General features: G+C 37.2%; 23 protein-coding genes and 1 tRNA gene. 13 read left to right on the plus strand and 11 right to left on the minus strand.

All coding sequences use genetic code 11. From position 1 onward, the window contains the following. Positions 1-13 precede the first annotated feature (13 nt). From ftsZ to KRODI_RS09515, 9 genes are all read left to right on the plus strand, one after another. The gene (ftsZ, locus tag KRODI_RS09475; protein ID WP_013751385.1) at positions 14-2,029 is read left to right on the plus strand and encodes a cell division protein FtsZ; all 2,016 of its coding nucleotides are present in this window, start codon (positions 14-16) and stop codon (positions 2,027-2,029) included. Between the two features lie 201 nt (positions 2,030-2,230). Further along, on the plus strand, positions 2,231-2,680 hold the full coding sequence (locus tag KRODI_RS09480; protein ID WP_013751386.1) for a GatB/YqeY domain-containing protein: 450 nt from the start codon (positions 2,231-2,233) through the stop codon (positions 2,678-2,680). A gap of 204 nt (positions 2,681-2,884) precedes the next feature. Then, positions 2,885-4,843, plus strand: coding sequence for an OmpA family protein (locus KRODI_RS09485; protein ID WP_013751387.1), 1,959 nt, complete (start codon positions 2,885-2,887; stop codon positions 4,841-4,843). A gap of 38 nt (positions 4,844-4,881) precedes the next feature. Next, positions 4,882-4,955, plus strand: a tRNA-Arg gene (locus KRODI_RS09490). A 923-nt stretch (positions 4,956-5,878) separates the two neighbouring features. Beyond that, complete coding sequence (locus KRODI_RS09495) at positions 5,879-7,405, plus strand: ankyrin repeat domain-containing protein (protein ID WP_013751388.1); 1,527 nt, start codon at positions 5,879-5,881, stop codon at positions 7,403-7,405. A 1-nt stretch (position 7,406) separates the two neighbouring features. Then, on the plus strand, positions 7,407-7,922 hold the full coding sequence (locus KRODI_RS09500) for a DUF2271 domain-containing protein (RefSeq protein WP_013751389.1): 516 nt from the start codon (positions 7,407-7,409) through the stop codon (positions 7,920-7,922). A 6-nt stretch (positions 7,923-7,928) separates the two neighbouring features. Then, positions 7,929-10,127 (plus strand): PepSY domain-containing protein, encoded by a 2,199-nt coding sequence (locus tag KRODI_RS09505; protein ID WP_013751390.1) that lies wholly within the window; start codon positions 7,929-7,931, stop codon positions 10,125-10,127. Between the two features lie 196 nt (positions 10,128-10,323). Then, positions 10,324-10,863, plus strand: coding sequence for an RNA polymerase sigma factor (locus KRODI_RS09510; protein WP_013751391.1), 540 nt, complete (start codon positions 10,324-10,326; stop codon positions 10,861-10,863). Further along, the gene (locus tag KRODI_RS09515) at positions 10,860-11,657 is read left to right on the plus strand and encodes an anti-sigma factor domain-containing protein (protein WP_013751392.1); all 798 of its coding nucleotides are present in this window, start codon (positions 10,860-10,862) and stop codon (positions 11,655-11,657) included. Before KRODI_RS09510 ends, KRODI_RS09515 begins: the two co-directional genes overlap by 4 nt. Positions 11,658-12,134: 477 nt before the next feature. Here KRODI_RS09515 and KRODI_RS09520 read toward each other — a convergent pair whose 3' ends face one another. The 3 genes from KRODI_RS09520 to KRODI_RS09530 all read right to left on the minus strand — a co-directional run bounded on the left by KRODI_RS09520 (position 12,135) and on the right by KRODI_RS09530 (position 14,848). Then, positions 12,135-13,424, minus strand: a complete 1,290-nt coding sequence (locus KRODI_RS09520) for a tetratricopeptide repeat protein (protein ID WP_013751393.1) — start codon at positions 13,422-13,424, stop codon at positions 12,135-12,137. 76 nt (positions 13,425-13,500) lie between these two features. Beyond that, entirely contained in the window at positions 13,501-14,124 is a 624-nt protein-coding gene (locus KRODI_RS09525) for a hypothetical protein (protein WP_013751394.1), read from the minus strand. A gap of 19 nt (positions 14,125-14,143) precedes the next feature. Further along, entirely contained in the window at positions 14,144-14,848 is a 705-nt protein-coding gene (locus KRODI_RS09530) for a DUF4331 family protein (RefSeq protein ID WP_013751395.1), read from the minus strand. Positions 14,849-15,021: 173 nt separating this feature from the next. Here KRODI_RS09530 and KRODI_RS09535 point away from each other — a divergent pair, with 173 nt between their 5' ends. From KRODI_RS09535 to KRODI_RS09545, 3 genes are all read left to right on the plus strand, one after another. After that, a complete protein-coding gene (locus tag KRODI_RS09535; protein ID WP_013751396.1) occupies positions 15,022-15,555 on the plus strand; it encodes a hypothetical protein in 534 nt (177 codons plus the stop codon). Positions 15,556-15,747: 192 nt separating this feature from the next. After that, positions 15,748-16,449: a Bax inhibitor-1 family protein gene (locus tag KRODI_RS09540; protein WP_013751397.1), complete on the plus strand. Its 702-nt coding sequence runs from the start codon at positions 15,748-15,750 to the stop codon at positions 16,447-16,449. A gap of 113 nt (positions 16,450-16,562) precedes the next feature. After that, positions 16,563-18,881 (plus strand): transglycosylase domain-containing protein, encoded by a 2,319-nt coding sequence (locus tag KRODI_RS09545; protein ID WP_013751398.1) that lies wholly within the window; start codon positions 16,563-16,565, stop codon positions 18,879-18,881. Here KRODI_RS09545 and rpe read toward each other — a convergent pair. Further along, positions 18,878-19,540, minus strand: a complete 663-nt coding sequence (rpe, locus tag KRODI_RS09550; RefSeq protein WP_013751399.1) for a ribulose-phosphate 3-epimerase — start codon at positions 19,538-19,540, stop codon at positions 18,878-18,880. The genes KRODI_RS09545 and rpe overlap by 4 nt on opposite strands. 286 nt (positions 19,541-19,826) lie before the next feature. Beyond that, positions 19,827-20,690 carry an RNA polymerase sigma factor RpoD/SigA gene (locus KRODI_RS09555; RefSeq protein ID WP_013751400.1) on the minus strand — a complete coding sequence of 288 codons (864 nt, stop codon included), beginning with the start codon at positions 20,688-20,690 and terminating at the stop codon, positions 19,827-19,829. Positions 20,691-21,049: 359 nt separating this feature from the next. On the opposite strand from KRODI_RS09555, the gene KRODI_RS09560 reads away from it, so the two are divergent. Next, complete coding sequence (locus tag KRODI_RS09560; RefSeq protein WP_013751401.1) at positions 21,050-21,331, plus strand: twin-arginine translocase TatA/TatE family subunit; 282 nt, start codon at positions 21,050-21,052, stop codon at positions 21,329-21,331. Positions 21,332-21,393: 62 nt separating this feature from the next. Here KRODI_RS09560 and KRODI_RS09565 read toward each other — a convergent pair whose 3' ends face one another. The 6 genes from KRODI_RS09565 to KRODI_RS09590 form a co-directional block, all read right to left on the minus strand. Continuing rightward, positions 21,394-22,035 carry an O-methyltransferase gene (locus KRODI_RS09565; protein WP_013751402.1) on the minus strand — a complete coding sequence of 214 codons (642 nt, stop codon included), beginning with the start codon at positions 22,033-22,035 and terminating at the stop codon, positions 21,394-21,396. Between the two features lie 131 nt (positions 22,036-22,166). Then, a complete protein-coding gene (locus KRODI_RS09570; RefSeq protein ID WP_013751403.1) occupies positions 22,167-23,255 on the minus strand; it encodes an amidohydrolase family protein in 1,089 nt (362 codons plus the stop codon). A 79-nt stretch (positions 23,256-23,334) separates the two neighbouring features. Next, entirely contained in the window at positions 23,335-23,796 is a 462-nt protein-coding gene (locus KRODI_RS09575) for a DUF1648 domain-containing protein (RefSeq protein WP_013751404.1), read from the minus strand. Then, the gene (locus tag KRODI_RS09580) at positions 23,797-24,576 is read right to left on the minus strand and encodes an SDR family oxidoreductase (protein ID WP_013751405.1); all 780 of its coding nucleotides are present in this window, start codon (positions 24,574-24,576) and stop codon (positions 23,797-23,799) included. 57 nt (positions 24,577-24,633) lie between these two features. Beyond that, positions 24,634-26,076, minus strand: a complete 1,443-nt coding sequence (locus tag KRODI_RS09585; protein ID WP_013751406.1) for an aldehyde dehydrogenase — start codon at positions 26,074-26,076, stop codon at positions 24,634-24,636. After that, complete coding sequence (locus KRODI_RS09590; RefSeq protein ID WP_013751407.1) at positions 26,077-26,523, minus strand: RidA family protein; 447 nt, start codon at positions 26,521-26,523, stop codon at positions 26,077-26,079. Between the last annotated feature and the right edge of the window lie 14 nt (positions 26,524-26,537).

Genomic DNA, 26,537 nt, shown 5'->3' on the forward strand with positions numbered 1-26,537 from the left:
AAAAACAAATCATATGAGTACGACACAATTTGATAACATCACATTTGATCTACCTAAAAACCAAAGTCACGTAATTAAAGTGATAGGTGTAGGTGGGGGAGGTAGTAACGCTATTAACCATATGTTCCAGCAGGGAATAAATGGGGTAGATTTTGTAATCTGTAACACAGATGCACAAGCACTAGAAAATAGTACAGTACCTAATAAGATACAACTGGGAGTAGGTCTTACAGAAGGTCTTGGTGCTGGAGCAAATCCAGATGTGGGAGAGCAAGCGGCTATAGAGAGTGAGATGGATATCAAGCAAATGCTTGGTACTAACACAAAGATGATATTTATTACTGCCGGAATGGGCGGTGGTACAGGAACGGGTGCTGCGCCAGTTATTGCCAAAATGGCTCGTGAGCTTGATATCCTAGTCGTAGGGATTGTCACGATACCATTCCAGTTTGAAGGTAAAATGCGTAATGAGCAAGCTCAAAAAGGAGTAGATAGACTTCGTGCCCAGGTAGATTCACTTATTGTTATTAATAATAACAAGCTCCGTGAGGTTTACGGTAATCTTGGTTTTAAAGCAGGATTTAGTAAAGCAGATGAAGTTCTTGCAACCGCTTCACGTGGTATTGCAGAGGTAATTACACATCACTATACACAAAACATCGATTTACGTGATGCAAAAACAGTTTTAAGTAAATCAGGAACAGCTATTATGGGTAGCGCTACTGCTAGTGGTACAAGTCGTGCAAACGAGGCGATATCAAAAGCGCTTGACTCTCCATTGCTTAACGATAATAAAATTACTGGAGCTAAGAATGTATTATTACTCATAGTTTCTGGTGGTGATGAGATTACAATAGACGAGATAGGAGAAATTAACGATCACATTCAAGCAGAGGCAGGTCACAGCGCAAACATCATCATGGGTGTAGGTGAAGATGACTCTCTAGGCGATGCAATTTCAGTAACGATTATCGCTACAGGATTTAATGCAGAGCAGCAGAATGAGATTGTAAACGTAGAGACTAAGAAGATTATACATACACTAGAAGAGGAGCAGAGAGCACAGCAAGATTTGATGCCAGATGCTACTGTAGAGATTCCTCCTTCGGCTCCTGTTGCTCCACAGGCACCGGCACCACCTAAGAAAATAGTGCATACACTTGATCTTGATGAAATAGAGGAAAAGAAGCCTACCGCTTTCGCGAAAGCGCCCGTAAAAGAAATTACAAGGCAACAAGCTGTTCCAGAGCAGGCTCCTAAAGTTGAGCCAGTACAGCCTCCTGCACAGCAATATAGCATGGATATAGTTCCTACTACAGATGTAATTAAGAATATTACAGTTGTGTATGATGAGATACTTCTAGAGAATGAAGCAGATTTTGAAATCATAGATACTACAGTGCGTCATGAAGCGACTAGAGTGGAGCATAAAGAGCCAGAAAATAATGGAATGTTATTTTTTGATATGCCATTAACGACAGAAGCTCCAATGGAGGAAGATGAGAAGCCTATCATGTTTGATCTTGATGACACTACAGCATCTATTGAGGTGAAGGAGCCTATAGAAATTGTACCTGTAACTGAGCATACTAATGACGGAGAGACTAGATATAGTCTTGAGGATTACATGGAGCTTGAAGAGACACTTTCTAATGCATCTAGTGATGATGATGAAAACGACATTGAAGAAGAAACTATTGTTTTTGAAACAAAAACTGTTGCTCCTCAACAAAAACGTGAAGATGAAAATGCAGAGATAGACCCTATGAATAGTCCTATCTCACAGATTCTTATAGACAGAGCTTCTGAGCGTAAGCGCAAGATGAAAGAATTCAATTATAAATTTCGCACAAACCAGTCTCGTATTGAGGAGATAGAAAAGCAACCTGCGTACAAGCGTATGGGGATTGATCTAGAAGAAACACCAGCAAAGGATGGAAGTTTATCTAGAACATCACTTTCTACAGATGATAATGATGAAATTCAATTGAGAAGTAATAACTCATTTTTACATGATAATGTAGATTAAGCAGGTACTGCTTAGAGTTTTTAGCGATCCGGCTATCTTCCCCAAGATAGTCGGGTTTCTTTTTTATATGCTACTTGGGTGTGTATTTAATTTCACCATTTCTTGTATCTTCGTGACTTTAATAAGATATTTATAATCAATAAAATTATCTCTTAAACTCCATAACTTAATTAGGAGTGTTGAGTAAAAATATATACTACTATGAGCCTATCTACACAAGTGATGACTGCAATGAAAGAAGCTATGAAAGCTAAAGATCAAAATGCATTAACATCCCTACGTGCCATAAAATCTGCAATTTTACTTGCGCAGACAGAGACGGGTTCAAAAGAGGAGATTACCGAAGAGCAAGAGCTTAAGTTGTTACAGAAACTTGTAAAGCAGCGTAAGGATAGTGCAGCTATTTTTGCAGAGCAAGGACGTAATGATCTTGCAGATCCAGAAATAGCACAGGCAGAAGTAATCTCTCAATTCTTACCAGAACAAATGAGTGAGGCAGATGTAACTAAAGTAGTAGATGAGGTAATTGCTGCAACTGGTGCCCAAGGAATGAAAGATATGGGTAAAGTGATGGGACAAGTTAATGCTAGACTTACTGGAAAAGCAGATGGTAAAACCATTAGTACAATTGTGAAGGCTCGTCTTTCATAATAGTCTTGTAGTCAGTTAATTTACTTTAAAATTCTCAAATAAGAGCCTTTAATGCGTGAAAGCAGTCTTTTCATCGAATTGACAACATAGTTGTGTCATTTAATTAAAAGGTTTACTAATATTGTGTTCCCCAGCGAGACTCAAGCAGTCTTTAAATAAACCCCCTAAATAGTTTTTAACGTTTAACTTTTATACCAAGAGGTTATGAAGGGATTTATGAGGTGCGCCTTTGTTTTAGTGATTATTTTTAGTGCAGCTACTAGTGCTAATGCTCAGCAAGGAAAGCTTGCTAGAGCAAGTAAAAAGTTTAATCAGTTAGCTTATATAGATGCGATTGAAATCTATAAAGACCTCGTAGCAGAAGGTTTTAAATCTTATCAAGTTTTTAATAAAATAGCGGAAGCCTACTATTACAATGGTAAGTACTCCCAAGCTCAAGAATGGTATGGAAAACTTACAGAAAGCTATGCAGACTCTGTAAGTGATGAGCACTATTTTAGATATGCGCAAACACTACGCGCTATTAAAGAATATGATAAGTCTGATGAGATGATGCAAATCTTTGCAGATCGAAGCGGAAATGACTTTAGGGCCAAATTATTCAAAGAAAATCCAGATTATACAAAGGTAGAAGGCTACAGAGAAAGCTATTATACGGTTAATATGATACGAGAGATGAACTCTCGATATTCAGATTTTGGCCCGTCATATTATAATGGTCAGGTGATTTTTGCTTCGGCTAGAGATACGGGTTCCATTACAAGACGTATACATAAGTGGAACAATCAGCCATTTCTAGATTTATACAAGTCTACTATGAAGGAAGATGGAAGCATGTCTCCGCCTTCACGTTTTCACCGCAAGGTAAATACCATCTTTCATGAGAGTACTCCTACGTTTACTAAGGATGGCAAGACAATGTATTTTACAAGAAATAATTTTACAGATGGAGATTTTGTAAAATCGTCAGATGGGATTAATAAATTGAAGATCTATAAATCTAGGCTATTAGATAAGGAAAAGGGAAGCTGGTCTGAAGCGGTTGAAGTTTCATTTAATGAAGAGGAATATGCTACTGCGCATCCAGCGTTAAGTGCTGATGGAAAAACTTTATACTTCTCATCAGATAGACCTGGAAGTGTAGGGTTATCAGATATTTGGAAAGTGGCTATTAGCGGTGATGGAAGTTTTGGGGAGCCTGTAAATCTAGGGAAGCCTATAAATACAGAAGGAAGAGATGCCTTTCCATTTATGAGTAGTACAGGAAATCTTTATTACGCCTCAGATGGATATCCAGGACTGGGAGGACTTGATATTTTTGTGACTAACCCATCATCAGAAGAGATTACGGTTGCAAGTTTGGGTGAGCCTATTAATAGCTCTGCAGATGATTTTGCCTACATAGTGAATGACACTTTAAAAACTGGTTTCTTCTCTTCAAGTCGTAATCAGGGAATGGGAAGTGATGACATTTATAGATTCAAGCAAAAGGAAAAACCAGAACCACGATGTGATGTGGATGTCTTAGGATTTATTACAGATGCGGTGACAAAGCAACCTATAACGGATGCAAAAGTACAGCTCATGAATGCTGATAATGAAGTGGTAAAAGAGGTAGACGTAAATGCACGCGGACTATATAGATTTAGTCTCGTATGCTCAGAAAATTATGTGATACGTGCGACGTCAAAATTATATTATGCAAAAGAGGTGATTGTGATCACACCGGCTGAGCCAGAAACATTACAAAAGGATATAGAGCTTGAGTTGAGACTTACAGAAGTAGGAGTAGGTGACGATCTTGCAAAACTTCTTAATCTTAATCCTATTTATTTTGATTATAATAAATCTGACATAAGACCCGATGCTGCACTAGAGCTTACAAAAGTAATCTCTGCAATGAAGCAAGTGCCAGATATGGTGATAAGCGTAAGGTCGCATACAGATAGTAGAGGTAAGGATGATTATAATCTCTCCCTTTCAGATAGAAGAGCAAAGTCTACAGTGGCATATATTATCTCTAGAGGTATCGATGCCAATAGAATTTCTGGTCAAGGTTATGGCGAGACACAGCTCGTAAATAGCTGCAATAATAATGCAGACTGTACAGAGGAGCAACATCAATTAAATCGTCGTTCAGAATTTATTGTGATTACTCAGTAAAGATTTACATTTGCGCTTTCGCGAAAGCAAAAAAAGTAGGCTCAGTAGTTCAACTGGATAGAATATCAGATTTCGGCTCTGACGGTTGGAGGTTCGAATCCTCTCTGGGTCACGAATAAATAGAATAGGAGAAAATAATTTGAGCTTGCTCAGAAATTATTTTTCTCCTTTTCTATTTTCAAAGCGGAGCTTTGCGGATCACCGAAGCGTAGCGGAGGTAATCCTTTAGTGAAAGTTTCAATTACAGTTATGTCTTCCTTCAAAAAGTTTGAGATCTGTCTCTTTGAAGTCACTAATGAGTACAAAATTCCCATAGCAAATCAAGTGTATTTGAATTTATGATTGGGACTTTTTTTATTTTCAAAGCGGAGCTTTGTGGGATCACCGAAGCGCAGGTAATCCTCTAGTGAAAGTCTCAATTACAGATATATCTTCCTTCAAAAAGTTTGAACTCTGACCTTTTGAAGTCACTAATGAGTGCAAAATTCGCATAGCAAATTAAAAGAACTTGAATTAGTAATTGAGCTTGTTCATTTTTAAGGCGGAGCTTTGAGGATCACCGCAGCGTAGGTAATCCTTTAGTGAAAGTTTCCATTACCGTTATATCGTCCTTCAAAAAGTCTGAACTCTGACCTTTTGGAAGTCGCTAATGAGTGCAAAATTCCCATAGCAAATCAGGTCTAATCGAATTTGAATTGGGGCTTTTTTTATTGTAGAGTTTTGTAATAGTTATCTTGATAAACTCGTTTTCTTTATAAAAATATACTTAAACCATAATTTTCCCAGAGTTAATAATTGTCTTTTAGATTTATATGTTAGTAATAATTTATTTCTAAACCCTAGGTAGACTTTTAATAAGTTTCAGAAGGTCTAAATTCTTATATCCTCTCTTATAATAACATTAATTTTAAAGTGTAATTTTTTATTTTCATAAAACACTACTTAGCAATAATTTAGCCTCTGTTATCTGTCAATAGTAATTTAAAAAAAGATATTTTACTAAGCTATTGTTATTTAGAATAAATAAAAATAGCTATGTTTGTATTTGAATTTAAACAAGGTAATCACGAGATGAAACTACATTTTACAATCTTATTTATAGTTCTTGGTGCACTAACAACCACAGCACAAGAAAACATTTTTTTAAATCCAACTTTTTGGAAGGGTAAGCCTAGTCTAGATATAGTAAAACAAAAGATAGCTGATGGAAATGATGCTACAGAGCTTAATGAAAGAGCATTTGATGCGGTAGTGTATGCTTTACTGCAAAAAGCTGATAACGATGTGGTAAAATATCTTTTATCTCTTAAGGGAAACCCAGTTGATAAGAAAACTCATGACAGCCGTATTTATTTACATTGGGCTGCTTTTACTGGTCAAGTAGGACTGGTGAACCATTTGTTAGAAAAAGGTTCGTCGGTAACACAGCTAGATAGCCATGGTTATACACCACTCACATTTGCGGCAAATGCTGGTCAAATCAATAAGGAATTATATGAGGCTTTTGAAAACTATGGAGTAGATCTACTTAATGAAAAAAATGAAAATGGAGCAAACTTACTATTGCTTGTAGCGCCATCTTTATCTAATGAGACAGAGCTAAATTCATTTTTAAAAATGGGGTTTGACTTAAATGATAAAGATGAATCATATAATGGCATTTTTAACTATGCTGCAAAAAAAGGGAATTTAGATTTATTGAAATTACTAGTAAACAAAGGAGTAGATTATAAAACCTTGAATTCAAATGGAGGTAATGCCATATTATATGCCGCAATGGGTACACGTGGTGGAACTATTGACTTAGCTGTTTTTAAGTATTTAGAAGGACTAGATATTACAGTAAATGCCGTGGGTGATTACGGACGTAATCCATTGCATTATATTGTTAATAGAACTAATGATATAGCACTTCTTAAATTCTTTATTGATAAAGGTGTAGCTGTCGATTTGCAAGATAATAGCGGCAATTCTCCTTTTATGAATGCAGCAAATAGTAATGATTTGAGCGTTATTGACTTTTTGTCTCAGCACGTAAATAGTATGAATACAAAGGATGAAAACGGAAATACTGCGCTTACAAAGGCTGTAAATAAAAATTCACCAGAGGTGGTTGAATTTCTTTTAAGGAAAAACGCCGATGTAGAAGTCGTAGATGCTGAAGGCAATACACTTGAATATTATTTACTCAATACCTTTAAGGCTCATAATAATATCGATTTTGAAGCAAAGCTAAGATTATTGAAAGATGAAGGCTTAGTTATGGGGCAAACACAACATGGAGGCAATACACCATTGCATATAGCAGCTCAAGAAAATAACCTAGAACTTTTAAAACGTTGGGAAGAGTTTAATATAGATATTAATGCAAAAAACAACAGTGGTTATTCTGTTTTACAAATTGCTGCTATGAAAGCACATTCTAGTGATATTTTGCAATATTTAATATCCAAAGGGGCAGACAAGACTGTAAAAACTGATTTTGATGAGACAGTTTTAGACCTCGCAACGGAAAACGAAATACTAAAAAAACAAAATACTAAATTAAACTTCCTCAAATAATATGAAACGATTATTTACAACACTTCCTCTACTGTTTATTTTGGCTTTTATACTAGTCACATTTACATCTGCAAGCACGGTGAGTGCGATTGCAGAAGAAAATGAAACGACCGCTGTAAAATGTATGATACAGATGACTAATTATAGTGGTGAAGGCGCTTACATAGTGATTTCTCTAATTAACCCAAAAGGTGAATATGAACAAACACTGCACGTTCAAGGAAAAGACACAGAGTGGTACAGTGAGATCAAAGAATGGTGGCAGTTTTATGGAAAACAAGATGATGGTATTGATGCCCTAGTTGGTGCTACAATTAGTGGTGGTGAGCGCGCGATAAATATTATAAAAATTCCTAAAAACAACATCGATGCAGGTTATAGTATTCGTTTTGAAACCGCTGTTGAAGATCAAGATTATCACACTAGTGATGTGCAATTTGAACTTACATCTACAAGTATAAAAAGTAAGGTAGAAGGAACCGGATTTATTCGTTATGTGCGTATGATGCCACAATAAATTTTAATGATAAGTTCTATTTGGCGATATAGCCACTTTTTACTGACAGCAGTTTCGGCATTATTTTTATTGCTGGCTTCAATAACTGGTGCTATTTTAGCCCTTGAACCCGCTACTTTAATCACGCAGCCTTATGCAGTAGTTGATCTCGATAATACCAGCCTTTCAAGTACTATAAAAGCCTTAGAAAATAAATATCAAGAGGTATTAGAGATAGAAAAAACAGCAGAAAACTTTGTAACTGCCAGTGTAGTTACACGCGATAATGAAAATAGACAGATTTATGTCCATCCAAAAACTGGAGTAGCGCTAGGAAATGTAGAGAAACAATCAGTCTACTTTAATTATGTAACCAATCTACACCGTTCTTTATTTTTAAAAACCATAGGACGTGTGTTTGTAGGAGTAGTTTCATTCTTGCTCTGTTTGATTGCGTTTACTGGTTTTTTCTTATTAGCACAACGTCAGGGTGGTTTTAAAAATTGGTTTAATAGAGTCCAAGAAACGAATATAGGACAACGCTATCACGTGATATTGGGACGTTGGTTTTTACTCCCTATAATTATTATAGGAACTACTGGAGTGTATCTTTCGGTAGAGAAATTTTCTTTGACTCCAGAAACTCAAATTTCTCATAATTGGAATGCAACTCCTACAACAGGATTGCAAGAGTTTTCTACTTCAGAAATCCCCTTATTTAAGAATCTAAAATTAAGTGAGGTTAGAAAAGTTATCTTTCCTTTTTCAGAGGATGTAGCCGATTATTATGAGTTAGAACTCAGAGATAGAGAGTTGCTAGTCCATCAATATACTGGTGAGGTGGTAAGTGAGGTGCAATATCCATTTGCCTATTTTGTCTCGAAGTGGAGTATGTTACTGCATACAGGACAGGGAAATATATTTTGGTCAGTGATTTTGTTCATTGCAAGTTTAAGCATACTGTTTTTCATGTATTCAGGCTTAAGAATGAGTATAAAACGAATTCAGAAGACTAAGCCAATCTTCTCAACATTCCATAAAGATGAAGCCCAATATATCTTGCTTGTAGGGTCTGAAACTGGAAGTACATACGCTTTCGCGAAAGCGTATTATAAAGCACTAATTGCAGTAGGTGTTAAGGTACACCTTGCTACATTAAACGATTACAATACTTATAAAAAAGCCACACATCTTATAGTGTTTACAGCAACATATGGTGATGGTGATGCGCCGAGTAACGCACGAAAGTTTAAGGATTTATTGCAGAAGATTGAGCCTAGTAGTAATATGAAGTTTGCTGTTGTTGGATTTGGTTCTTTACGTTATACACACTATTGTGAGTTTGCAATCCAAGTAAATGATGCATTGAGTGCACATCCATCTTTTAGTAAATTACAAAGCTTAGAAAAGATAAATGAGCAATCACCGGTGTCTTTTACTAATTGGATAACGAGATGGAATCGATTAACGGGAATGAATCTTGAGGTAGTTTTACCAATTATAAGCGAAAAAGAGGCTAAATTTTTAAAATTTGAGGTTGTATCACGTAGCAACCTAAATGTGGATGAAACCACAATCTTGAGATTAAAATCAAAGAATAAAGTGGATTTTCAGTCGGGTGACTTACTGAATGTAATACCTGGCAAGGGTATAAAGGCCCGACAATATTCTATAGCACGCATAGATGCTGATATTTATCTAAGTGTAAAACAACACACTAAGGGTGTTTGTTCCCATTATTTAAGTAACTTAGAAACTGGAGTAAATATTAAAGCTAGTATTGAAAGGAATCCATACTTTCATCTTCCTGAAAAAGCATCGTCAGTTTATATGATTGCAAATGGAACTGGGATAGCACCCTTTTTAGGAATGATCATAAATGAGAGGGGAAATATACCCATACGACTACTTTGGGGTGGTAGAACCTTGGCTTCCTTTGATTGTTATGAAGCTATTTTAAATGCGAAGTTACCAGAAAGAAACGACTTCAAATACAATCTTGCATTATCGCAAGAAGGTGAAAAAATTTACGTTCAAGATGTTATAAAGCATCGAGAAAAGGAAGTTGGACAAGCCTTAAAAGATGGATGCGTTTTTATGCTATGCGGCTCTATGGCTATGCAGCATTCAGTATTAGATACACTAGAAGAAATAGCACAAAAGGAACTGAAACAGCCGTTAAGTGATTTTGAAAATAATGGTCAACTCCTAACAGACTGTTATTAAAATACTAGTTGTTTAAAGCAGGCCAAAATATCTTTAATTACTTACTAGGTAAAAACTAGTAAGTAGCAGGAATTCGTATTACTTTGTCGGAGTGAGTAAGTCTTGCTTGTTTAGTCGTACAAGTAAATATTTACTGGCTTTAACAGCAAAATAGTTGCATATGGTAAATCATAATATTAAATTGGTAGTCTAATCTATGATGACACAACCAGACGCATTAATCAACAAGTTTCTCCAGAAAGATCCTGCATCTTTTGAGAAAATTTATGAACTCTATAGCGAGAGCTTATTTGGGGTTATAAATAGTGTAGTACATAACCAAGAAGTGGCAGAAGAATTATTGCAAGATACATTTGTGAAAATTTGGAATAATTCAGATAAGTACAACCCTGCTAAAGGAAGATTTTTTACGTGGATGCTTAATATAGCGCGCAATGGGGCTATTGATAAGATACGTTCAAAAGATTTTAAAAACCAAAAGAAAAACCATACTGCCGAATATTTCGTAGATATTCTCGAGGCGAAAGGAAGCTTTAATACTTCGGTAGATGCCATTGGTATCAAGAAGTATGTAGAGGTTCTAGAACCGCTTTGTAAAAAGATAATTCACTTTTTGTTTTTTCAAGGATACACACAAAAGGAAACAGCCGAAGAGCTAGACATTCCTCTGGGTACCGTAAAAACACGAAATAGAATTTGTATTAAAAAACTAAGAGATATAGTAGGCGTAGTATGAAAAACTCACAAACATATATAGATTCAGGGGTTCTCGAGCTCTTCGTATATGGAACACTTCCTGAGGAGGAAATGATGGAGATTGCTCGTGATGTATCTCAAGATACAGCATTGCTAGAAGAGGTAATAGAGATCGAAAACCATTTAATGCATCTAGCTAAGGCAGCCGCTCCTGGTGAGCCTAAGCATGTAAGTGTTCTAAGAAAGTATTTAAACGATAATGAAACTAAAGTAATCCCGCTTTCGCGAAAGCAAACTCCTATCGTTGCATTCATGGGATGGGCCGCTGCAGTATTATTGCTTGTGGGTATAGGTTACTTATATACTGAAAATAACAAGCTTGAAGAGCGTATCGTTGATACGGAGAGAGAATTGTTGCTTCAAGAAGGTAAAACACAAGTTGCAGAAACGAACCTCGATCAAACCAGAGGATTACTTAATGTAATACGTAAACAAGATTTAATAGCAGTGCCGCTAGGAGCTCAAGCTATTGCACCAGAAGCTTACGCATCTGTGTATTGGGATAAGAAAAGTGGTAAAGCGTATATAGATGTAAAAGGATTACCAGAACCTCCTGAAGGGAAGGTTTATCAAGTGTGGTCTCTTACCTTAGAACCTCTTACGCCTACGAGCATAGGAGTTCTTGATCAATATGATGCTAGCGGAAATCAAATCTTTGAGCTAAGTAATCCTAATGAGTCTGAAGCCTTTGGTATTACCTTAGAGCCAGAAGGAGGAAGTGCTTCTCCTACACTTGAGCAACTATATACATTAGGAGTGGTTGCATCATCTTAAGATGTATGAGAGCTTTCTAATTCCATGTAACATATATAAGTATAGTATCAATCTAAAAACTCCTTGCTAGTTCTATAGTAAGGAGTTTTTTATGCGCTATCAATTCGTTTACTAATCAATAAGCTCGCTAGTCAAATAACTACTCATATAATCTGTTCATGTTCTCTTTAGATTATATGAATTGTCTAGTTGTTATGCTTACTCAATTGTCATCTAAAAGACACTACAAGCGTTTGATGTAAGCAGGCAGGATGATGAATACTTGCGTCTGTAAGTTATTTATATAATCTATATAAACTGTACTTAAGAAAAGGTTATAAAGCTAACTCGAATTATAGGTCATAAAAAAGCGTCTTACTCAAAAGAGTAAGACGCTCATACAAACAAAATCAAAAACTATCCAACCATTAATAGTTTTCTAATAACCTTACTATATCTACGTAAAACATTGTGAAGCGGTTTCATAGATTAGGAAAATTATAAGTTTTGTATTTCTTTATAGGTAACAGGGCCTAGTTCAAAGCTTGTTTCTAGTAGCTCTTCTTTGATAGGAGCTAGTTCGTTTTTCATATCAAGAGCTTTATAAATTTGTGCTGTGTGAAACTGCGCCATAGGCTCATGAGTTTTACCAATTACATGTTCTTGAGTTATGCTTAAGGCTTTTTTATAATCTCCATTTCCATAGTAAGCATGTGCTAGAAGATCGTAAGACATCGGAGTAGGTCTATTGTTTACTTCCTTCTGAGCTATCGTAATGGCCTGCTGTGATGTCTCAGGGTTGCCTGCATATATTTCGACAAGATATGCTCCATACATATCTCCATAACTTGGATTTGAAACTCGGGATAAAAAATTGTTTAACGCTTCTTTTGCGCTATCTTCATCGCCAGTACTTTCATAAATCTCTGACTTGAGAAGTTCGTAATCTGGGCTTTTACTATCTTTTTCTATAGCTTCAATTATGCGTAAAGCTTCAGTAGGATTGTTTTCATAAGAATATGCAATCCAGGCAATTCCTTTTTTTGCGTAAGAATTGCTAGGATCGATTGCTAGTGCCTTGAGATAGTGGTTGTAAGCATCATTAATTCTTCCAGCATGTCCATAATAGTCTGCGAGATTTGTGTAGACCCACACTTGTAATCCCTTTTGCTTACTACTTTCTGCAATAGCTTTTGCAGCTTCCATGTGCTGGATTGTTTTGTCAAGATTACCTTTGTAATCTTCCAGTTTTCCAAGTCGAATCAAGTAGTTGTAGTCTGAGAAGTCTGTTTCTTTTGTTAAGATCTTTTCTGCATTTTCATAATCACCTAGTTCCATTGCTACATCAAAGGCAACTAGATTAATAGCTTTAATTTCTCCTCCAGCTACTATGCGAGCACTATCAACGAGTGCCTTTGCTTCTTTAAAGCGATGCTGAGTGATGTAGTTTTGTGCTAATGCCAGTAATTTTCCGTCTTTGCCTATGTTTGTTACTAGCGCAGATCTTGTGAGGTTTTTTTCTGCATTTTTGAGTTGCTCTATAGATGCATTAAGTTGAAAGATCTTTGTCTGCATTCCAGCACTTTTTGATAATTCAATGAGCTGTATGCTATCTTTTTTTATTCGTTCATTCCAGAAGCTTAATTCTTTTTCTGCTTTTGCAATCTCTTTAGAATTGTTGGTTTTTAGGTAGTTCTTATAATCTGCTTCATTGAGGATTTTTTCATCTTCATTTGAACAAGAGATTATTAAGGCGGTTGTGAGTAATAATAAGGTTATATATTTCATAAGATCAATTGATTTTAAACAAAAAGGGTCTGAAAAATTCAGACCCCCATTTAGCTAATTAAAAATAATTAAATTTTTATTGTGGTCCTACTAGGTAAGGAAATGTTGTAGTTCCCATAGCACCTGTACCTGCACTTACATTATCTGTAACTAAAATTGGTAAATCAGGTGTTCCATCATTATCAAGGTCTTGCCCGTTGTATTTATCTCCATTATTTCCTCCGAAGAGTAAAATTAAAGATACATCTACAACATCATCACTAAGAGTACGACCTGTTAGAACGTTAGTTCCATCAAAATACGTAGTAGGTACATCTGGTGCAACCTGTAAAACATCTTGAGCTAATATCGTTGTAAGCGTTGGAGCGTCTAGACCTAAAATGTTTGTTTCATATTCAACTCCGAATGCATCGTGTAATGCTACAGCTTTGTTAAGAAAGGCTTGTTGAAATCCTGCAACCATTTCAGAAGGGATTGTTGTGTTGAAGCTATTTTTAGCTGCGCTATCTCCTCCTAATACAGTGTTAATTGCTGCACGTCCCATTTGATCTTGTTGAGCAAACGTTCCAGAAAAGTCAACTTCTGTAGGCGTTGGCAATGGATCAATTGTGATAGGTGTGTTATCGTCGTCGTCGCTACATGATACAACTCCTGCTAGAAGAACTGCTGCAAATAGATATTTTATATTTTGTAATTTCATGATATATGTCTTTTAACTATTATTGTTTTGTTTTTGCTTCAACCCAAGTATTCCAAATTTGAACGCCTGTTCCAGCTGGATGCGCAGAAGTACCACCTAATAAAGTGTTTGGAACTTCAACTACTACAGAAAGTACATTTGTACCTTCAAAAGGGTCAGAAGCATTTTCAGCAGTTTGAAAACCACCGTTTGGTCCTGTTGTTCCTGTAAAAGGTCCTGCAGGGTTTCCTACAACAGCATTAAAAGTTGTAAAATCAAAGAAAAAAGGATCTGCTCTTAAACCAGCAAATATTTTAATTCCATTAGTAGTAGTCATTGTGTTTTCATCAGCTCCAGTAGAGATATCTACAGATCCAATAAGTGCACTCTCGTCAATAGTACTGTTAAGTCCAGTTGAAGAAATTTCATAAGGTCCAAAGAAATACATTTTTCCATCTCTTGGAATTGCTTGTATAACTCTATCCTCTACAAGATCACCATCATTATCAATGTTGAATTCAACAAGAACATTCTCGTCAAACTCAGCATCTCCAGCAAGCGAACTTTGAACGTTTGCTACAAATACGGTGTTGTTAGAATTTTCAGCACTTTCAAATGCGAAGTAATCAGTAATGTCTGCGGTTGTTCCGCCTACTGCAGGAGCATCTAAGTGATCGGCTGCGATAAGTGCACCTACTCCAAGTAAGACAGCACCTGCGATTAGAATTTTTGGTAATTTTTTCATTGTTGTATATTGTTTATTTGAGAACACTTACGCAGTAAAGAATCGCAAGGTTTCTATTAAGACGTTAAATTCTTGTTAAGAGAAAAATATCTAAAACCGAAACACAAGGTTGTTATTACATATATTAGCGTATGTAAATAAGTAATAATACAAAAGAAACTATATATAAGATTATGAATACCATATTAGGAATAGGAAGTAGGATAGACCATAACAAGCTAGGTAAAGGCGTAATCACAAATGTCACCTCAGAGCTGTACTGGGTTACTTTTATTGACGGAGGACTCGAGACTATAACACTAGATGATAATTTTGAAGTTATAGAAGCACTAGAAGGTGAAGTGGATAGTGTGAGTATGTACGAGGTAGAAAAGACTTTTGAAGATTTACTTAAGAGATATAGCGACATCTCTGAGGTGGTGCCTATAGCAGATAAGTGGAGAGGAGGAACAATGACGTTATCTCCAGAGGATAGTAACTTGTCATCAAAGGATATTTTGATAGAAAGCTTTTTCCATAAAATTGTGATGGTGCGCGACCGTGTGCGCGTGATGGAGCAAAAGATTAATGCTAGTAAAACACTTGATGATCAAGATAAAGTTGATCTCCAGCAGTACATTACTCGTATTTATGGTAGCCTTACTACCTTTAATGTATTGTTCAAGAATTCGTCTCAAAACTTTAAAGGTGCGTCTTCTAAGAAGTAACCGTTGAGGTAATTTGATACAATGGACTATTTATAATATAATTACGCTTTCGCGAAAGCTAAAAATAAATACATCTCGTCAATTATATAAGATACATCTCTAATATGTTTACAATATTTAATTTTTAGGAACAGCGTATTTCTAGTTTGTTTACATTTATATATCACTTTCAAAACTAAAATAATAACATCAATGGAATCATATCAACCACAAATAGTACCGGTAAGTGCATTATCTGATGAGCGCCGAGTGGCATTTTATCGCAAGACATACACCTATGTAGCACTTGCAGTATTATTATTCATCATCACCGAATACTTGTTTTTTCAATCACCAGTTATTGTAAACTTTGCATATTCACTTACAGGTGGCTGGAGCTGGTTATTACTACTTGGGGCATTTATGTTTATTACAAACTATGCAGAAGGGCTAGCGCTCAAGTCTAGAGATAAAAACCAGCACTATTTAGCTTTAGGGATTTATGTAGTTGCAGAGGCTTTTATTTTTATTCCTCTACTTCTCATGGCATTCTCTATGATAGATGGAGTAGAGATTTTACAAAAGGCTGCCGTGATGACCATAGCATTATTTGCAGGATTATCTGCAGTTGTGATTCTTACTAAAAAAGACTTTTCATTTTTACGATCTATACTTGCTATAGGATTTTTTCTAGCAATAGGACTTATGGTAGCAGGCCTCCTTTTTGGATTTGACCTCGGCTTATGGTTTAGTGTTGCTATGGTGGCACTTGCAGCAGGGTCTATATTATATACGACTTCAAATATGGTGCATAAATATGATGAAGAGCAATACGTTGCTGCGGCTCTAGGTTTATTTGCCTCACTAATGTTATTATTCTGGTATATTTTGAGAATTTTTATGTCAAGAGATTAAGGGCTCTCAATAAATAAATTTTAATGCGTACTTTCCTTGATTATAGGAGGTGCGCATTTTTTTGTGTGTGCTACATCAAGTAATCATAGTTACATCTAGTAATCCAACGGCAATTGTATAATTATAAAGATAAGTTTAAGGCAATTTGGGCGAGAATAAAGGCTAAGCCTTTTAAGGCGATAAGATATGCGGTGCTCACTATGGTCGGATTGTTTGCAATATTCTTATTGAGTATTTACATAGGTGTATTTGGAAAAATACCAACAGCCGACTATCTCAAGAAGCTTAAAAACCCAGTTACTTCTACATTATACGATGCTAGAGGTGAGTCTAACGGTCTTTACTTTTTGCAAAATAGGTCAAATGTAGATTTAGTACAACTTCCAGAAGCGCTTAAAAATGCCCTAGTTGCCACCGAAGATGCTCGTTTTTATGAGCATGGAGGTATAGATTATAAAAGCTATGGTCGTGTATTTATAAAATCTATTATTTTAGGTCAGAATGCAGGCGGAGGTAGTACGGTAACACAGCAGGTCGCAAAGAACATATTTGGACGAAAAAAGCAGTTTTTTCTCAGTACTCCTATAAATAAGTTTAGAGAACTCTTTATTGCTAGAAGGCTAGAGTCTGTGTATAGTAAAGATGAAATATTGTTGCTGTACTTTAATACAGTGTCTTTTGGGGAAAATATATATGGGATAGAAAAAGCATCTTTACGTTTTTTTAATAAACCTCCAGAGCAATTAACCATTGCAGAGAGTGCTACGCTCGTAGGATTACTCAAAGCACCTAGCTATTATAGTCCGCGCAATCATCCAGAACGTGCAGAACGCAGACGCAATACGGTTTTAAATCAAATGGTAAAGTATGGTTTCCTTAGCGACGAGGAGAAAATAGAAGCTCAAGTACCTCTAGCAATCAATTATCAAGCAAGTAAAAAGCAGTCCTCATTTTCCACCTATTATAAAAACTTTGTAGAAGCTGAGTTTAATACGTGGGCGCAACAGCACCCAGCTCCAGATGGTCATATTTATAATCTACGCACGGATGGATTAAAGATTACTACGACGCTCAATAGTTCGATACAGAAAAGCTCAGAAAAGGCGCTACAAAAACAAGTAGAACGATTACAAGTATTAATGGATAAATACTGGGCAGCTACCACTACAGAAGGAGGTAAGGAAGCTCTTTTAGATAAAATAGTCCAGGAGCAAACAGCTGTAAAAAGAATGAAAGCAAAGAATGCTACAGCAGGCTCTATCACTGAGTTTTCTATGAAAGTTAAGGAGCGTGACTTCTGGAATATTGGAAAAGGATACGAACCAAGATTTCAGTCTTTACGAGATTCTATAGCTACAAGTCTTAATAGATTACACGCAGCAGTGTTTACTATAAATAGTAGATCTGGTGCTATTTTAGGATATGTGGGAGGGATAGATTATGGTTTTAGTCAGACAGATAACGTGGTGACTAAAAAACAAGTGGGTTCGACTTTTAAACCTATCACGTATCTAGCTGCTTTAGAGAGAGGACAAGATCCATGTAATTATTACAATAACACCTTAATGACTTATAAGCAATATGAAGACTGGAAGCCTAGAAATGCTAGTGGTCGTTATGGAGGAAGTTATAGTATGCACGGAGCGCTTGCAAATTCTGTAAATACAGTATCTGTACAATTACAGCTTAATGTAGGTGTAGAGAAAGTGATAGAACAGGCAAAGAAGATGGGTATTACTACCACTCTTCCAGAAGTACCAAGTATCGTACTAGGTACTGCAGAGCTTACTTTATTTGAAATGGTTACTGCTTATGCAAGTATTGCAAATGGTGGGACTAGCATACAGCCTTATGCTATACAAAGCATAGAAGATGAGGACGGTAATGAATTATACAAACATACTTCTACTGCTGGAAAGCGTGTAGCCAGTGTACAGCATGTAAAGGAATTACAGAAAATGATGGAAGAGGTAATAACTGAAGGAAGCGCCTCAGGAATGAAAAATTATGAAATAGGATATAACCTCATAGGTAAAACCGGCACTACTCAAAATAATGGTGATGGATGGTTTATAGCTGCTTCACCAGAAATTGTAGTAGGAGCGTGGGTAGGAACAAGAGATAAGAGAGTGCACTTTGAAAAAACCTATCACGGCTCTGGTGCAAATACGGCAATGCCTATGGTAGCATCTGTATTTAAAGGACTGAGCTCTTGGAAATCACCCATGCTCACAAATTTTGAATACGATTTTGACTATTTTCCATGTCCTTCGTTTTTAGAAATGGATGCGACAGAAGCAAAAACATTTGCACAATCAGATACGACGTACTTATATAATCTTAGAAGAAAGGATACGCTTATTATTGATGAGGTGCTTCCTTTCATTCAAGATACAGCAAAGGTTCAAGTAGTTGATCCTATTGTTAATTAGCGAGCTGCAATATTTTTAAGTTCTTTGATCGTTTCCGTAGGATTGGATGATTTAAAAATAAAGCTTCCAGCTACAAGTACATCTGCTCCAGCTTGAACCAACTGCGCAGCATTTTTATCACTTACACCGCCATCAATTTCTATGAGCGTAGGAGCATTTTTCTTTGTAATTAGAGCTTTGAGAGCAGCAACCTTATCATAAGTGTTTTCTATAAACTGTTGTCCTCCAAATCCTGGATTTACACTCATCATACAAACTAAGTCTATGTCTTGTATAACATCTTCAAGATGGCTTACAGGCGTGTGTGGATTAAGAGCTACACCAGCTTTCATCCCAGCAGCTTTAATTACTTGTAGTGTTCTATGCAGGTGAGTACATGCTTCGTAGTGCACGGTGAGTATATTTGCTCCTAGATCTGCAAACGTTTGTACGTAACGATCTGGATCTACAATCATCAAGTGTACATCGATTGTTTTTTTGGCATGTTTTGCAATATCACGTAGTACGGGCATTCCAAAAGAAATGTTAGGTACAAAAACACCATCCATAATATCAATATGAAACCAGTCTGCTTCACTAGCATTTATCATCTCAATATCACGTTGAAGGTTTGCAAAATCTGCAGCAAGTATGGATGGGGCAATGAGCGTAGTTGACATATAATAGATGTTTTATGTAAAGATATGATTCTCTTCTAAGGTATGAAGATGGAGTATTAAGTTTTGTGACCCAGAATATATAAAATGAAAAATCCCCGGTAATCAGCCGGGGATTCATTCATCAATCAAAAAACGAACAGTTATGATAAACTGTTGTTGTCATTATTAAGTCGCCAGTGGCGTTAATTACATTTTTGTATTACAAAGATACCAAATCTTTTCACTGTAAAAAAAACCAAGAGCATTGGCTATTGGTTTTAACACATTATCGGTAAAAATGATAAGCTTATCCTAAATAAGTCTTAAGAATCTTGCTACGTGATGTATGTTTTAATCTACGGATCGCTTTTTCCTTAATCTGTCTCACTCGCTCACGAGTAAGATCAAAAGTTTCTCCTATTTCCTCAAGCGTCATAGGCTGTTGATCTCCTAAGCCAAAATAAAGTCTAACCACATCTGCCTCACGTGGAGTAAGTGTTTCAAGAGCACGTTCTATTTCTGTCTTAAGTGATTCATGTAATAGTTCGCGATCAGGATTTGGTGATTCACCAGAGTTTAAGACATCATACAAGTTTGAGTCTTCTCCTTCTACTAGAGGCGCATCCATACTTATGTGACGTCCAGAGTTCTTTAGAGATTCCTTTACATCATTGATAGACATGTCTAGCTCTTTGGCAATTTCCTCAGGGCTAGGTGGGCGTTCGTTTGCTTGTTCTAGAAAAGCAAAGGTTTTATTAATTTTATTAATAGACCCAATCTTATTGAGAGGTAAACGTACAATACGAGATTGCTCTGCTAGTGCTTGTAAGATAGACTGGCGTATCCACCATACTGCATATGATATAAATTTAAAACCACGAGTTTCATCAAAGCGCTGTGCAGCTTTTATAAGCCCTAGGTTACCTTCATTAATAAGATCTGGAAGGGTAAGTCCTTGGTTTTGGTATTGTTTTGACACAGAAACTACAAAACGTAAATTTGCTTTAGTAAGTTTCTCTAGAGCACGATGATCACCAGCTTTTATACGCTGTGCTAGTTCCACCTCTTCATCTGCCGTGATAAGGTCAACTTTACCGATTTCTTGTAAGTACTTGTCTAAGGATGCGGTCTCACGATTGGTGACCTGCTTAGTAATTTTAAGCTGTCTCATAGGGTTGTAATGAACTAGGGTTTGTCTATTATAACTGTTATACGCAGCAAAGTTGCAAAATGTTACAAAAAACTTAAAGTTTTTTTTAAATGATTTTTAAGTTATAGCTTATGCAACTTGTTAAATTGGCATAATTATCTATTAATTAATCATTTGCGATTTTTTAATAATCCTTACATAGCGTGATTTATGAGGTGCTAGCTATTATTTCTGAGAATGTGTTATTATTAAGCGTTACGTGTGAATAGTTACGCTTTCGCGAAAGCGTAATTTATACCCTTAAAACAATCGTATATAGTTTGTGATTATTCCATTTGAAAGTTTTTAAACTACTGCGCTATTAAATACCTTTGTTATCTATGATAAGCTTACCTCTATTTATTTCTGGTGCCGAAATTGCCTTCATTATTTTTATAGTGATTATGGTTTTTGGTGCAGACAAAGTTCCAGAAATCGCTCGCGGTTTAGGGAAGGGCATGCGCCAACTTAAAGACGCTACAAATGATATCAAGTCAGAAATCACAAAAACTGCCGAAAGAAATGATATCGACTTAGACCTTACTAAGGATATTAAAAAGGAGATTGATAAGGCTAAGGAAGATATTAATGATATTACTGGTCCTATCAAGAGATCTCTATAATACTAGACCAATCTCAGCATCGAGATCATAATGTATATTCCTTAATAGCTTAAGAATAAAATTTATAAAACACGGCTTACCGTAAGACCATCTCTTATAGGTAGTAATACCGTTTCTACTCGAGGGTCTTCATTGAGAAGTATGTTATAATCTAATAACACCTTTGTATCCACATCTTTTTTCTTAAGTGTTTCAACTACTTTACCACTCCATAGTACATTATCAGAAAGGATAATTCCGCCAGGATTCATCTTATCTATTATTGTGTGAAAATAATTAATGTAGTTGCGCTTATCTGCATCTATAAACACTAGGTCAAAAGTAGTGTCAATGGTTGGTATGATATCTAGTGCTTGACCTAGATGCTGTATAATCTGTGATCCGTAAGGCGAAGCGTCAAAATGCTTACGCTGGAAATCTTGCATCTCTTCCTTAATATCAATGGTGTGAAGTGTTCCGTTATCTTGAAGACCTTCTGCCAGACATAGCGCACTATAACCTGCAAAAGTCCCTATCTCTAAGATGCTCTTAGGGTTTACTAATTTTGAAATCATGCTAAGCACACGACCTTGGTAAGCTCCAGAAAGCATACGTGGTTGTAGTATTTTTTGATACGTTTCCTTTGATAGTGCTTTGAGATGTGCTGGCTCTTGAGCCGAGTGTGCTACGACGTAGTCGTCTAGATTTTCTGGTAAAAAGTGCATAGAATATTTACTTCTGTAATAGAGGTGTGTAGTGAGTATGTGATAACGGCTGTAAATGTAATAATCTTATCGATCACGGTCGTACTCACTCTGTAATGGATTATAAACATAGCGTACAAAACGCTGCTCCTTTATTCTTTTAAAATTCGTTTTCTAAAGGCTTCCTTGCGTTTCTCGTCATCACCATAAAGCCATCTCACAACATTATCATCCCAGATAGCATCATATTCTGCAGAGTTGACGATCTTACGTTCGAGAGCAAGGTCAAGTATTTTACCAGGATAACTACTTTGGTTGTCACTTTCCATCTCACCTAGCGGGTACGGATCATCAAGTCCCATAACCACCTGCTTGCTTCCTTGATTTTCTATAATCATCTTAAGGGAGTTTGTATCGTGTACTAGTGTGTCAAAAAAGATATTAGGATGTCCTACAGATTTACGTGGATGTGTTTTTCCTTCAAAAAGATCTGGCCTTCCGTCAAAACCTTGTATGCGTCTACCTAGGTTAATTTGCGCTAGTTGTCCTCCGTGAGCAAAACAAACACGCATACCTGGATATTTATCTGCATATCCATTAAGCGTAAGGAAGTGGTAGGCATCTGCACATTGTGCAAGCATCCATATAAGGTGAAAACGCCAGTTTGTATTCTGCAGTTTTATAAACTTCTCACCATCATACGGGTGAATCTCCACTGCTAGATTATACTTGCTTGCAAGCTCAAAAATAGGTTCATTTTCTTCGTCAAAAATACATCGCCACGTCCCAATAGTGTCCATATAGTGCGTAGGCAAGCATAGTAAATCCATACCTAACACCTCTACACAGCGCTCTATCTCCCATAAAGCGCCACGCACAAACCCAGGATGTACTACAAAACCAGTTGTAAATTTATCTGGATGTTCTTGTTGTACTCTCGCATTAAAGTCATTTTGAAACTTTAGTGCTTGCTTCATTTCTTCTAGACGTAGTCCATTTCCATAAAGCTGCGAGAGGTTAAGTACCACAGCGTGGTCTACCTTGTTGCGCTCCATCCACTCCAGTTTTTCGTGCAAGAAAAAACTTGAGTCTGTCACTGGTCTACTCCAGTCTTTCTGGAGCATAAACTTTCGGTCTTTGTCTACCCAAAATATACCCTTGTCTTTCATAAACTGAGGAATCTCCTCTGGATAGGGAAGTAGGTGAGAATGGCCGTTTATGCGAAGTTTTCTATGTGACATATTGAGTATGCTTTCGCGAAAGCGTACTACGCAATCGCTGTTGTGTTTTTAAAAATACAATTATTATATGAGTACCGCCTTACTCTTTTACCTTCTTGAGTTGTATATAATAAAAGGCGAGTAGTATAATAAAACCGCCAAAGGTTGCAACCAAAAAATAACTGCTTAATCCAGTCTGTTTACCCACGGCAACTGCCATAGATTGATATACCAGCCACCCAAAAAGTAGTGTGCAATACAGCGCCATTTGTGACATAAAGGTTTTTGTAACGGTAACCTGTGCCTCATTTTTAACCCCTTGTTTATGCTTGTTAATCTTTATAGACTTGCCTGTCATAAACTGGAATAGTAAGATAAGTAAGACGCTAAGTACGGGTAAGATAAAAAGTTCATTTTTTGAACCATATCTATCTACCACCCCAGTCGCATCAAAGTGCATAGGTACCTCGTCTGGAATGTCTCCATAATGTATCAAAATCATCGCAAAGGTAACTCCCGCCACGAGCCAACTTAGTATCCAGAAAATCTTTTTAATATCCATCTACAAGCTTTTTGTGCGTCCTCCATCTACAGGTACATTAATTCCATTAATAAAAGAAGCTGCTTCACTAGCGAGAAAAACAATTGCATTTGCTACCTCCTCAGGTTTGGCAAAACGTTTTGCTGGTGATGCATTTGCCATTGTCTGTGAAACTTCTTCTATAGATTTTCCAGTCTTTTTTGCTTTATTTTCTATGATCTCAGAGAGTCTGCCAGTAGCGGTTGCGCCAGGAAGTACGTTGTTTACGGTGATGCCGTATTGCCCTAGCTCATTTGCCATTGTTTTACTCCAGTTTGCCACGGCACCGCGTATCGTGTTACTCACGCCTAGACCATCTAGTGGTTGTTTTACAGAAGTAGAAATCACGTTAATGATACGTCCATATCCTTCGGCTTTCATCCCTGGGAGTACGGTTTGTGTTAATAGGTGATTGGTTTGTAGGTGTTGTGTAAACGCTTTCGCGAAAGCGGTAACATCTGCATCCACAATAGGTCCACCTGGAGGGCCACCAGTGTTATTGATTAATATGTGATACACATTGCCCGTTGCCGAAACAGCAGCTGCCACCGCCTGCGGATTTGTAAAATCTGCAACCACGTAGCTGTGCTTTTGTGAACCGTTATTAGGTAACTGTGCGATAACGTTTTTGAGCTTCTCTTCTGTACGAGCAGCAAGGGTTACGTTTGCACCTTCTTCTGCTAGACCCATTGCGGTTGCTAGTCCGATCCCTGCTGTAGAGCCACAGACGAGTGCATTTTTATTAGTTAGGTTTAGTTTCATAGTATGTGATTGCGAGCGTAGCGAACTAATCTTAGTTGCTCCCGCTCTTATTATTTTTTAATTATATTTTATGCAAACATTCTTTGCTTCGGTAAAAAACCGGAGCGCTTCAAAGCCGCCTTCACGACCTACGCCGCTAGCTTTCACTCCGCCAAAGGGTGTGCGCAAATCTCGATTCATCCACGTATTCACCCAGACAATGCCAGCTTCAAGTGCATTGCTTAAACGCATTGTTCTGTCAAGTTGCTGAGTCCAAACTGTTGCAGAGAGTCCGTATTTTGTGCCGTTTGCTAATGTAAGTGCTTCTTCCTCGGTGTCAAAAGGCATTATAGTCACCACAGGTCCAAAAATCTCTTCTTGATTGAGTTTACAGTCATTACTGTCCACCTCAATAACCGTAGGTTCTAGATAATAGCCATTCTCATATCCTGGAACGGTAACTCGCTTACCTCCGCAAAGTACGGTACCGCCGTAAGCTTGTGCATTGTGAATATAGTCTTCTACTTTCTCAAGATGCGATTTTGAAACGAGTGCTCCTAGATCTGTGTTTTCTTGTGGTGGATGCCCTACGACTAACTCCTTAACTTTTGAAATGAAATCACTTTTAAATCGGTCATAGATAGATCGCTCTACAAAAATGCGACTCCCACAGAGACAGATTTGCCCTTGATTTGCAAAGGAGCTTCTCACGGTTGTGGCAAGCATATCTTCATAATTACAATCGGCAAAAATGAGGTTCGGGTTTTTACCACCTAGTTCTAGTGATAATTTTTTAAACATAGGTGCACACGTTTTTGCAAGATGAGCTCCCGTTTTTGTACCTCCCGTAAAACTTATCGCTTTAATATCTTTATGTTCTAAAATAGCTTGTCCCGTTGTGTGTCCCAGTCCGTGTACAATATTGAGAACACCAGGAGGAAGTCCAGCCTCTGTACAAATCTCACCAAGAAGGTAAGCCGTCATAGGAGTGACTTCACTAGGTTTTGCAATCACGCAATTGCCAGCGGCTATTGCGGGAGCGATTTTCCAGGTAAAGAGATACAGTGGTAAATTCCACGGACTTATGCATCCCACAACACCTATGGGTTTACGCAGGGTAAAATTCATTGCGTTCATTCCCACACTCTCGTGACTCTCTGCCGAAAACTGAGTGATCGCATTTGCAAAAAACCGAAAGTTACTCGCCGCCCTCGGGATATCTACAGTCATTGCTAGTGATACCGGTTTCCCATTATCCCGACTTTCGGCTTGAGCAAGTTCTTCAAGTCTAGCTTCAATGCCACTTGCAATGTTCATCAAGATGCGACTGCGCTCATCAAGTGTGGTGCTGGACCACTGCGGGAATGCCGCTTTCGCGAAAGCGGTAGCTTCCTCAATATCTTGCGCGCTACTATTAGGAATCTGCCCATATATCTCCCCAGAAGCTGGCTCATAATTATCTAGCCAGTCATTTGATGCTGGGTTTTTATAGTCGCCGTTTATGTAGTTTTTGATGTTCATCTATTCCGGCTTATAAGCCATCACCTTAATCTCAACTACTAGATGCGGGTGTGGTAACTGGTGTACGGCTACGGTGGTTCTTGCAGGGCCGGTTTCTTTGTTAAAGAATTCTCCGTAGGCTTCGTTGTAACCGCCAAAATCATTCATATTTACAAGGAATGAGGTGACATCTACCACATCTTCCATCGTTGCATCTGCGGTTGCGAGGGTTTTCTTGATGTTTTCTAGTACGGCTCTGGTTTGCTCTTTGATATCTAGGTGCATCGTTCCCATTGCATCTATCACGTGCACGCCAGCAAAAGTATTATCTGCCTTGCGGCTGCTGGTGCCCGAGACAAATAGAAAGTCTCCTGCTCTTTTAATATGAGGATAAGCTCCTCTAGGTGTCACTTTCTTTTCATTAAAAGGATCGCCTTGTAAACGTAGGTCTAAATCTTTATCACTCATAAGTATATGATTTT

The organism is Dokdonia sp. 4H-3-7-5 (assembly GCF_000212355.1).
Classification (GTDB): Bacteria; Bacteroidota; Bacteroidia; order Flavobacteriales; family Flavobacteriaceae; genus Dokdonia.

What these genes read in the sequence shown, in the direction of transcription:
- KRODI_RS09590 (WP_013751407.1), bottom strand. Translation starts at nt 26,523, where the DNA reads ATGAGTGATAAAGATTTAGACCTACGTTTACAAGGCGATCCTTTTAAT.
- KRODI_RS09530 (WP_013751395.1), bottom strand. Translation starts at nt 14,848, where the DNA reads ATGAAAAAATTACCAAAAATTCTAATCGCAGGTGCTGTCTTACTTGGA.
- KRODI_RS09540 (WP_013751397.1), top strand. Translation starts at nt 15,748, where the DNA reads ATGGAATCATATCAACCACAAATAGTACCGGTAAGTGCATTATCTGAT.
- KRODI_RS09580 (WP_013751405.1), bottom strand. Translation starts at nt 24,576, where the DNA reads ATGAAACTAAACCTAACTAATAAAAATGCACTCGTCTGTGGCTCTACA.
- KRODI_RS09500 (WP_013751389.1), top strand. Translation starts at nt 7,407, where the DNA reads ATGAAACGATTATTTACAACACTTCCTCTACTGTTTATTTTGGCTTTT.
- KRODI_RS09585 (WP_013751406.1), bottom strand. Translation starts at nt 26,076, where the DNA reads ATGAACATCAAAAACTACATAAACGGCGACTATAAAAACCCAGCATCA.
- KRODI_RS09505 (WP_013751390.1), top strand. Translation starts at nt 7,929, where the DNA reads ATGATAAGTTCTATTTGGCGATATAGCCACTTTTTACTGACAGCAGTT.
- KRODI_RS09555 (WP_013751400.1), bottom strand. Translation starts at nt 20,690, where the DNA reads ATGAGACAGCTTAAAATTACTAAGCAGGTCACCAATCGTGAGACCGCA.
- KRODI_RS09495 (WP_013751388.1), top strand. Translation starts at nt 5,879, where the DNA reads ATGTTTGTATTTGAATTTAAACAAGGTAATCACGAGATGAAACTACAT.
- KRODI_RS09485 (WP_013751387.1), top strand. Translation starts at nt 2,885, where the DNA reads ATGAAGGGATTTATGAGGTGCGCCTTTGTTTTAGTGATTATTTTTAGT.
- KRODI_RS09570 (WP_013751403.1), bottom strand. Translation starts at nt 23,255, where the DNA reads ATGTCACATAGAAAACTTCGCATAAACGGCCATTCTCACCTACTTCCC.
- KRODI_RS09535 (WP_013751396.1), top strand. Translation starts at nt 15,022, where the DNA reads ATGAATACCATATTAGGAATAGGAAGTAGGATAGACCATAACAAGCTA.
- KRODI_RS09515 (WP_013751392.1), top strand. Translation starts at nt 10,860, where the DNA reads ATGAAAAACTCACAAACATATATAGATTCAGGGGTTCTCGAGCTCTTC.
- ftsZ (WP_013751385.1), top strand. Translation starts at nt 14, where the DNA reads ATGAGTACGACACAATTTGATAACATCACATTTGATCTACCTAAAAAC.
- KRODI_RS09510 (WP_013751391.1), top strand. Translation starts at nt 10,324, where the DNA reads ATGATGACACAACCAGACGCATTAATCAACAAGTTTCTCCAGAAAGAT.
- KRODI_RS09520 (WP_013751393.1), bottom strand. Translation starts at nt 13,424, where the DNA reads ATGAAATATATAACCTTATTATTACTCACAACCGCCTTAATAATCTCT.
- KRODI_RS09575 (WP_013751404.1), bottom strand. Translation starts at nt 23,796, where the DNA reads ATGGATATTAAAAAGATTTTCTGGATACTAAGTTGGCTCGTGGCGGGA.
- KRODI_RS09565 (WP_013751402.1), bottom strand. Translation starts at nt 22,035, where the DNA reads ATGCACTTTTTACCAGAAAATCTAGACGACTACGTCGTAGCACACTCG.
- rpe (WP_013751399.1), bottom strand. Translation starts at nt 19,540, where the DNA reads ATGTCAACTACGCTCATTGCCCCATCCATACTTGCTGCAGATTTTGCA.
- KRODI_RS09480 (WP_013751386.1), top strand. Translation starts at nt 2,231, where the DNA reads ATGAGCCTATCTACACAAGTGATGACTGCAATGAAAGAAGCTATGAAA.
- KRODI_RS09560 (WP_013751401.1), top strand. Translation starts at nt 21,050, where the DNA reads ATGATAAGCTTACCTCTATTTATTTCTGGTGCCGAAATTGCCTTCATT.
- KRODI_RS09525 (WP_013751394.1), bottom strand. Translation starts at nt 14,124, where the DNA reads ATGAAATTACAAAATATAAAATATCTATTTGCAGCAGTTCTTCTAGCA.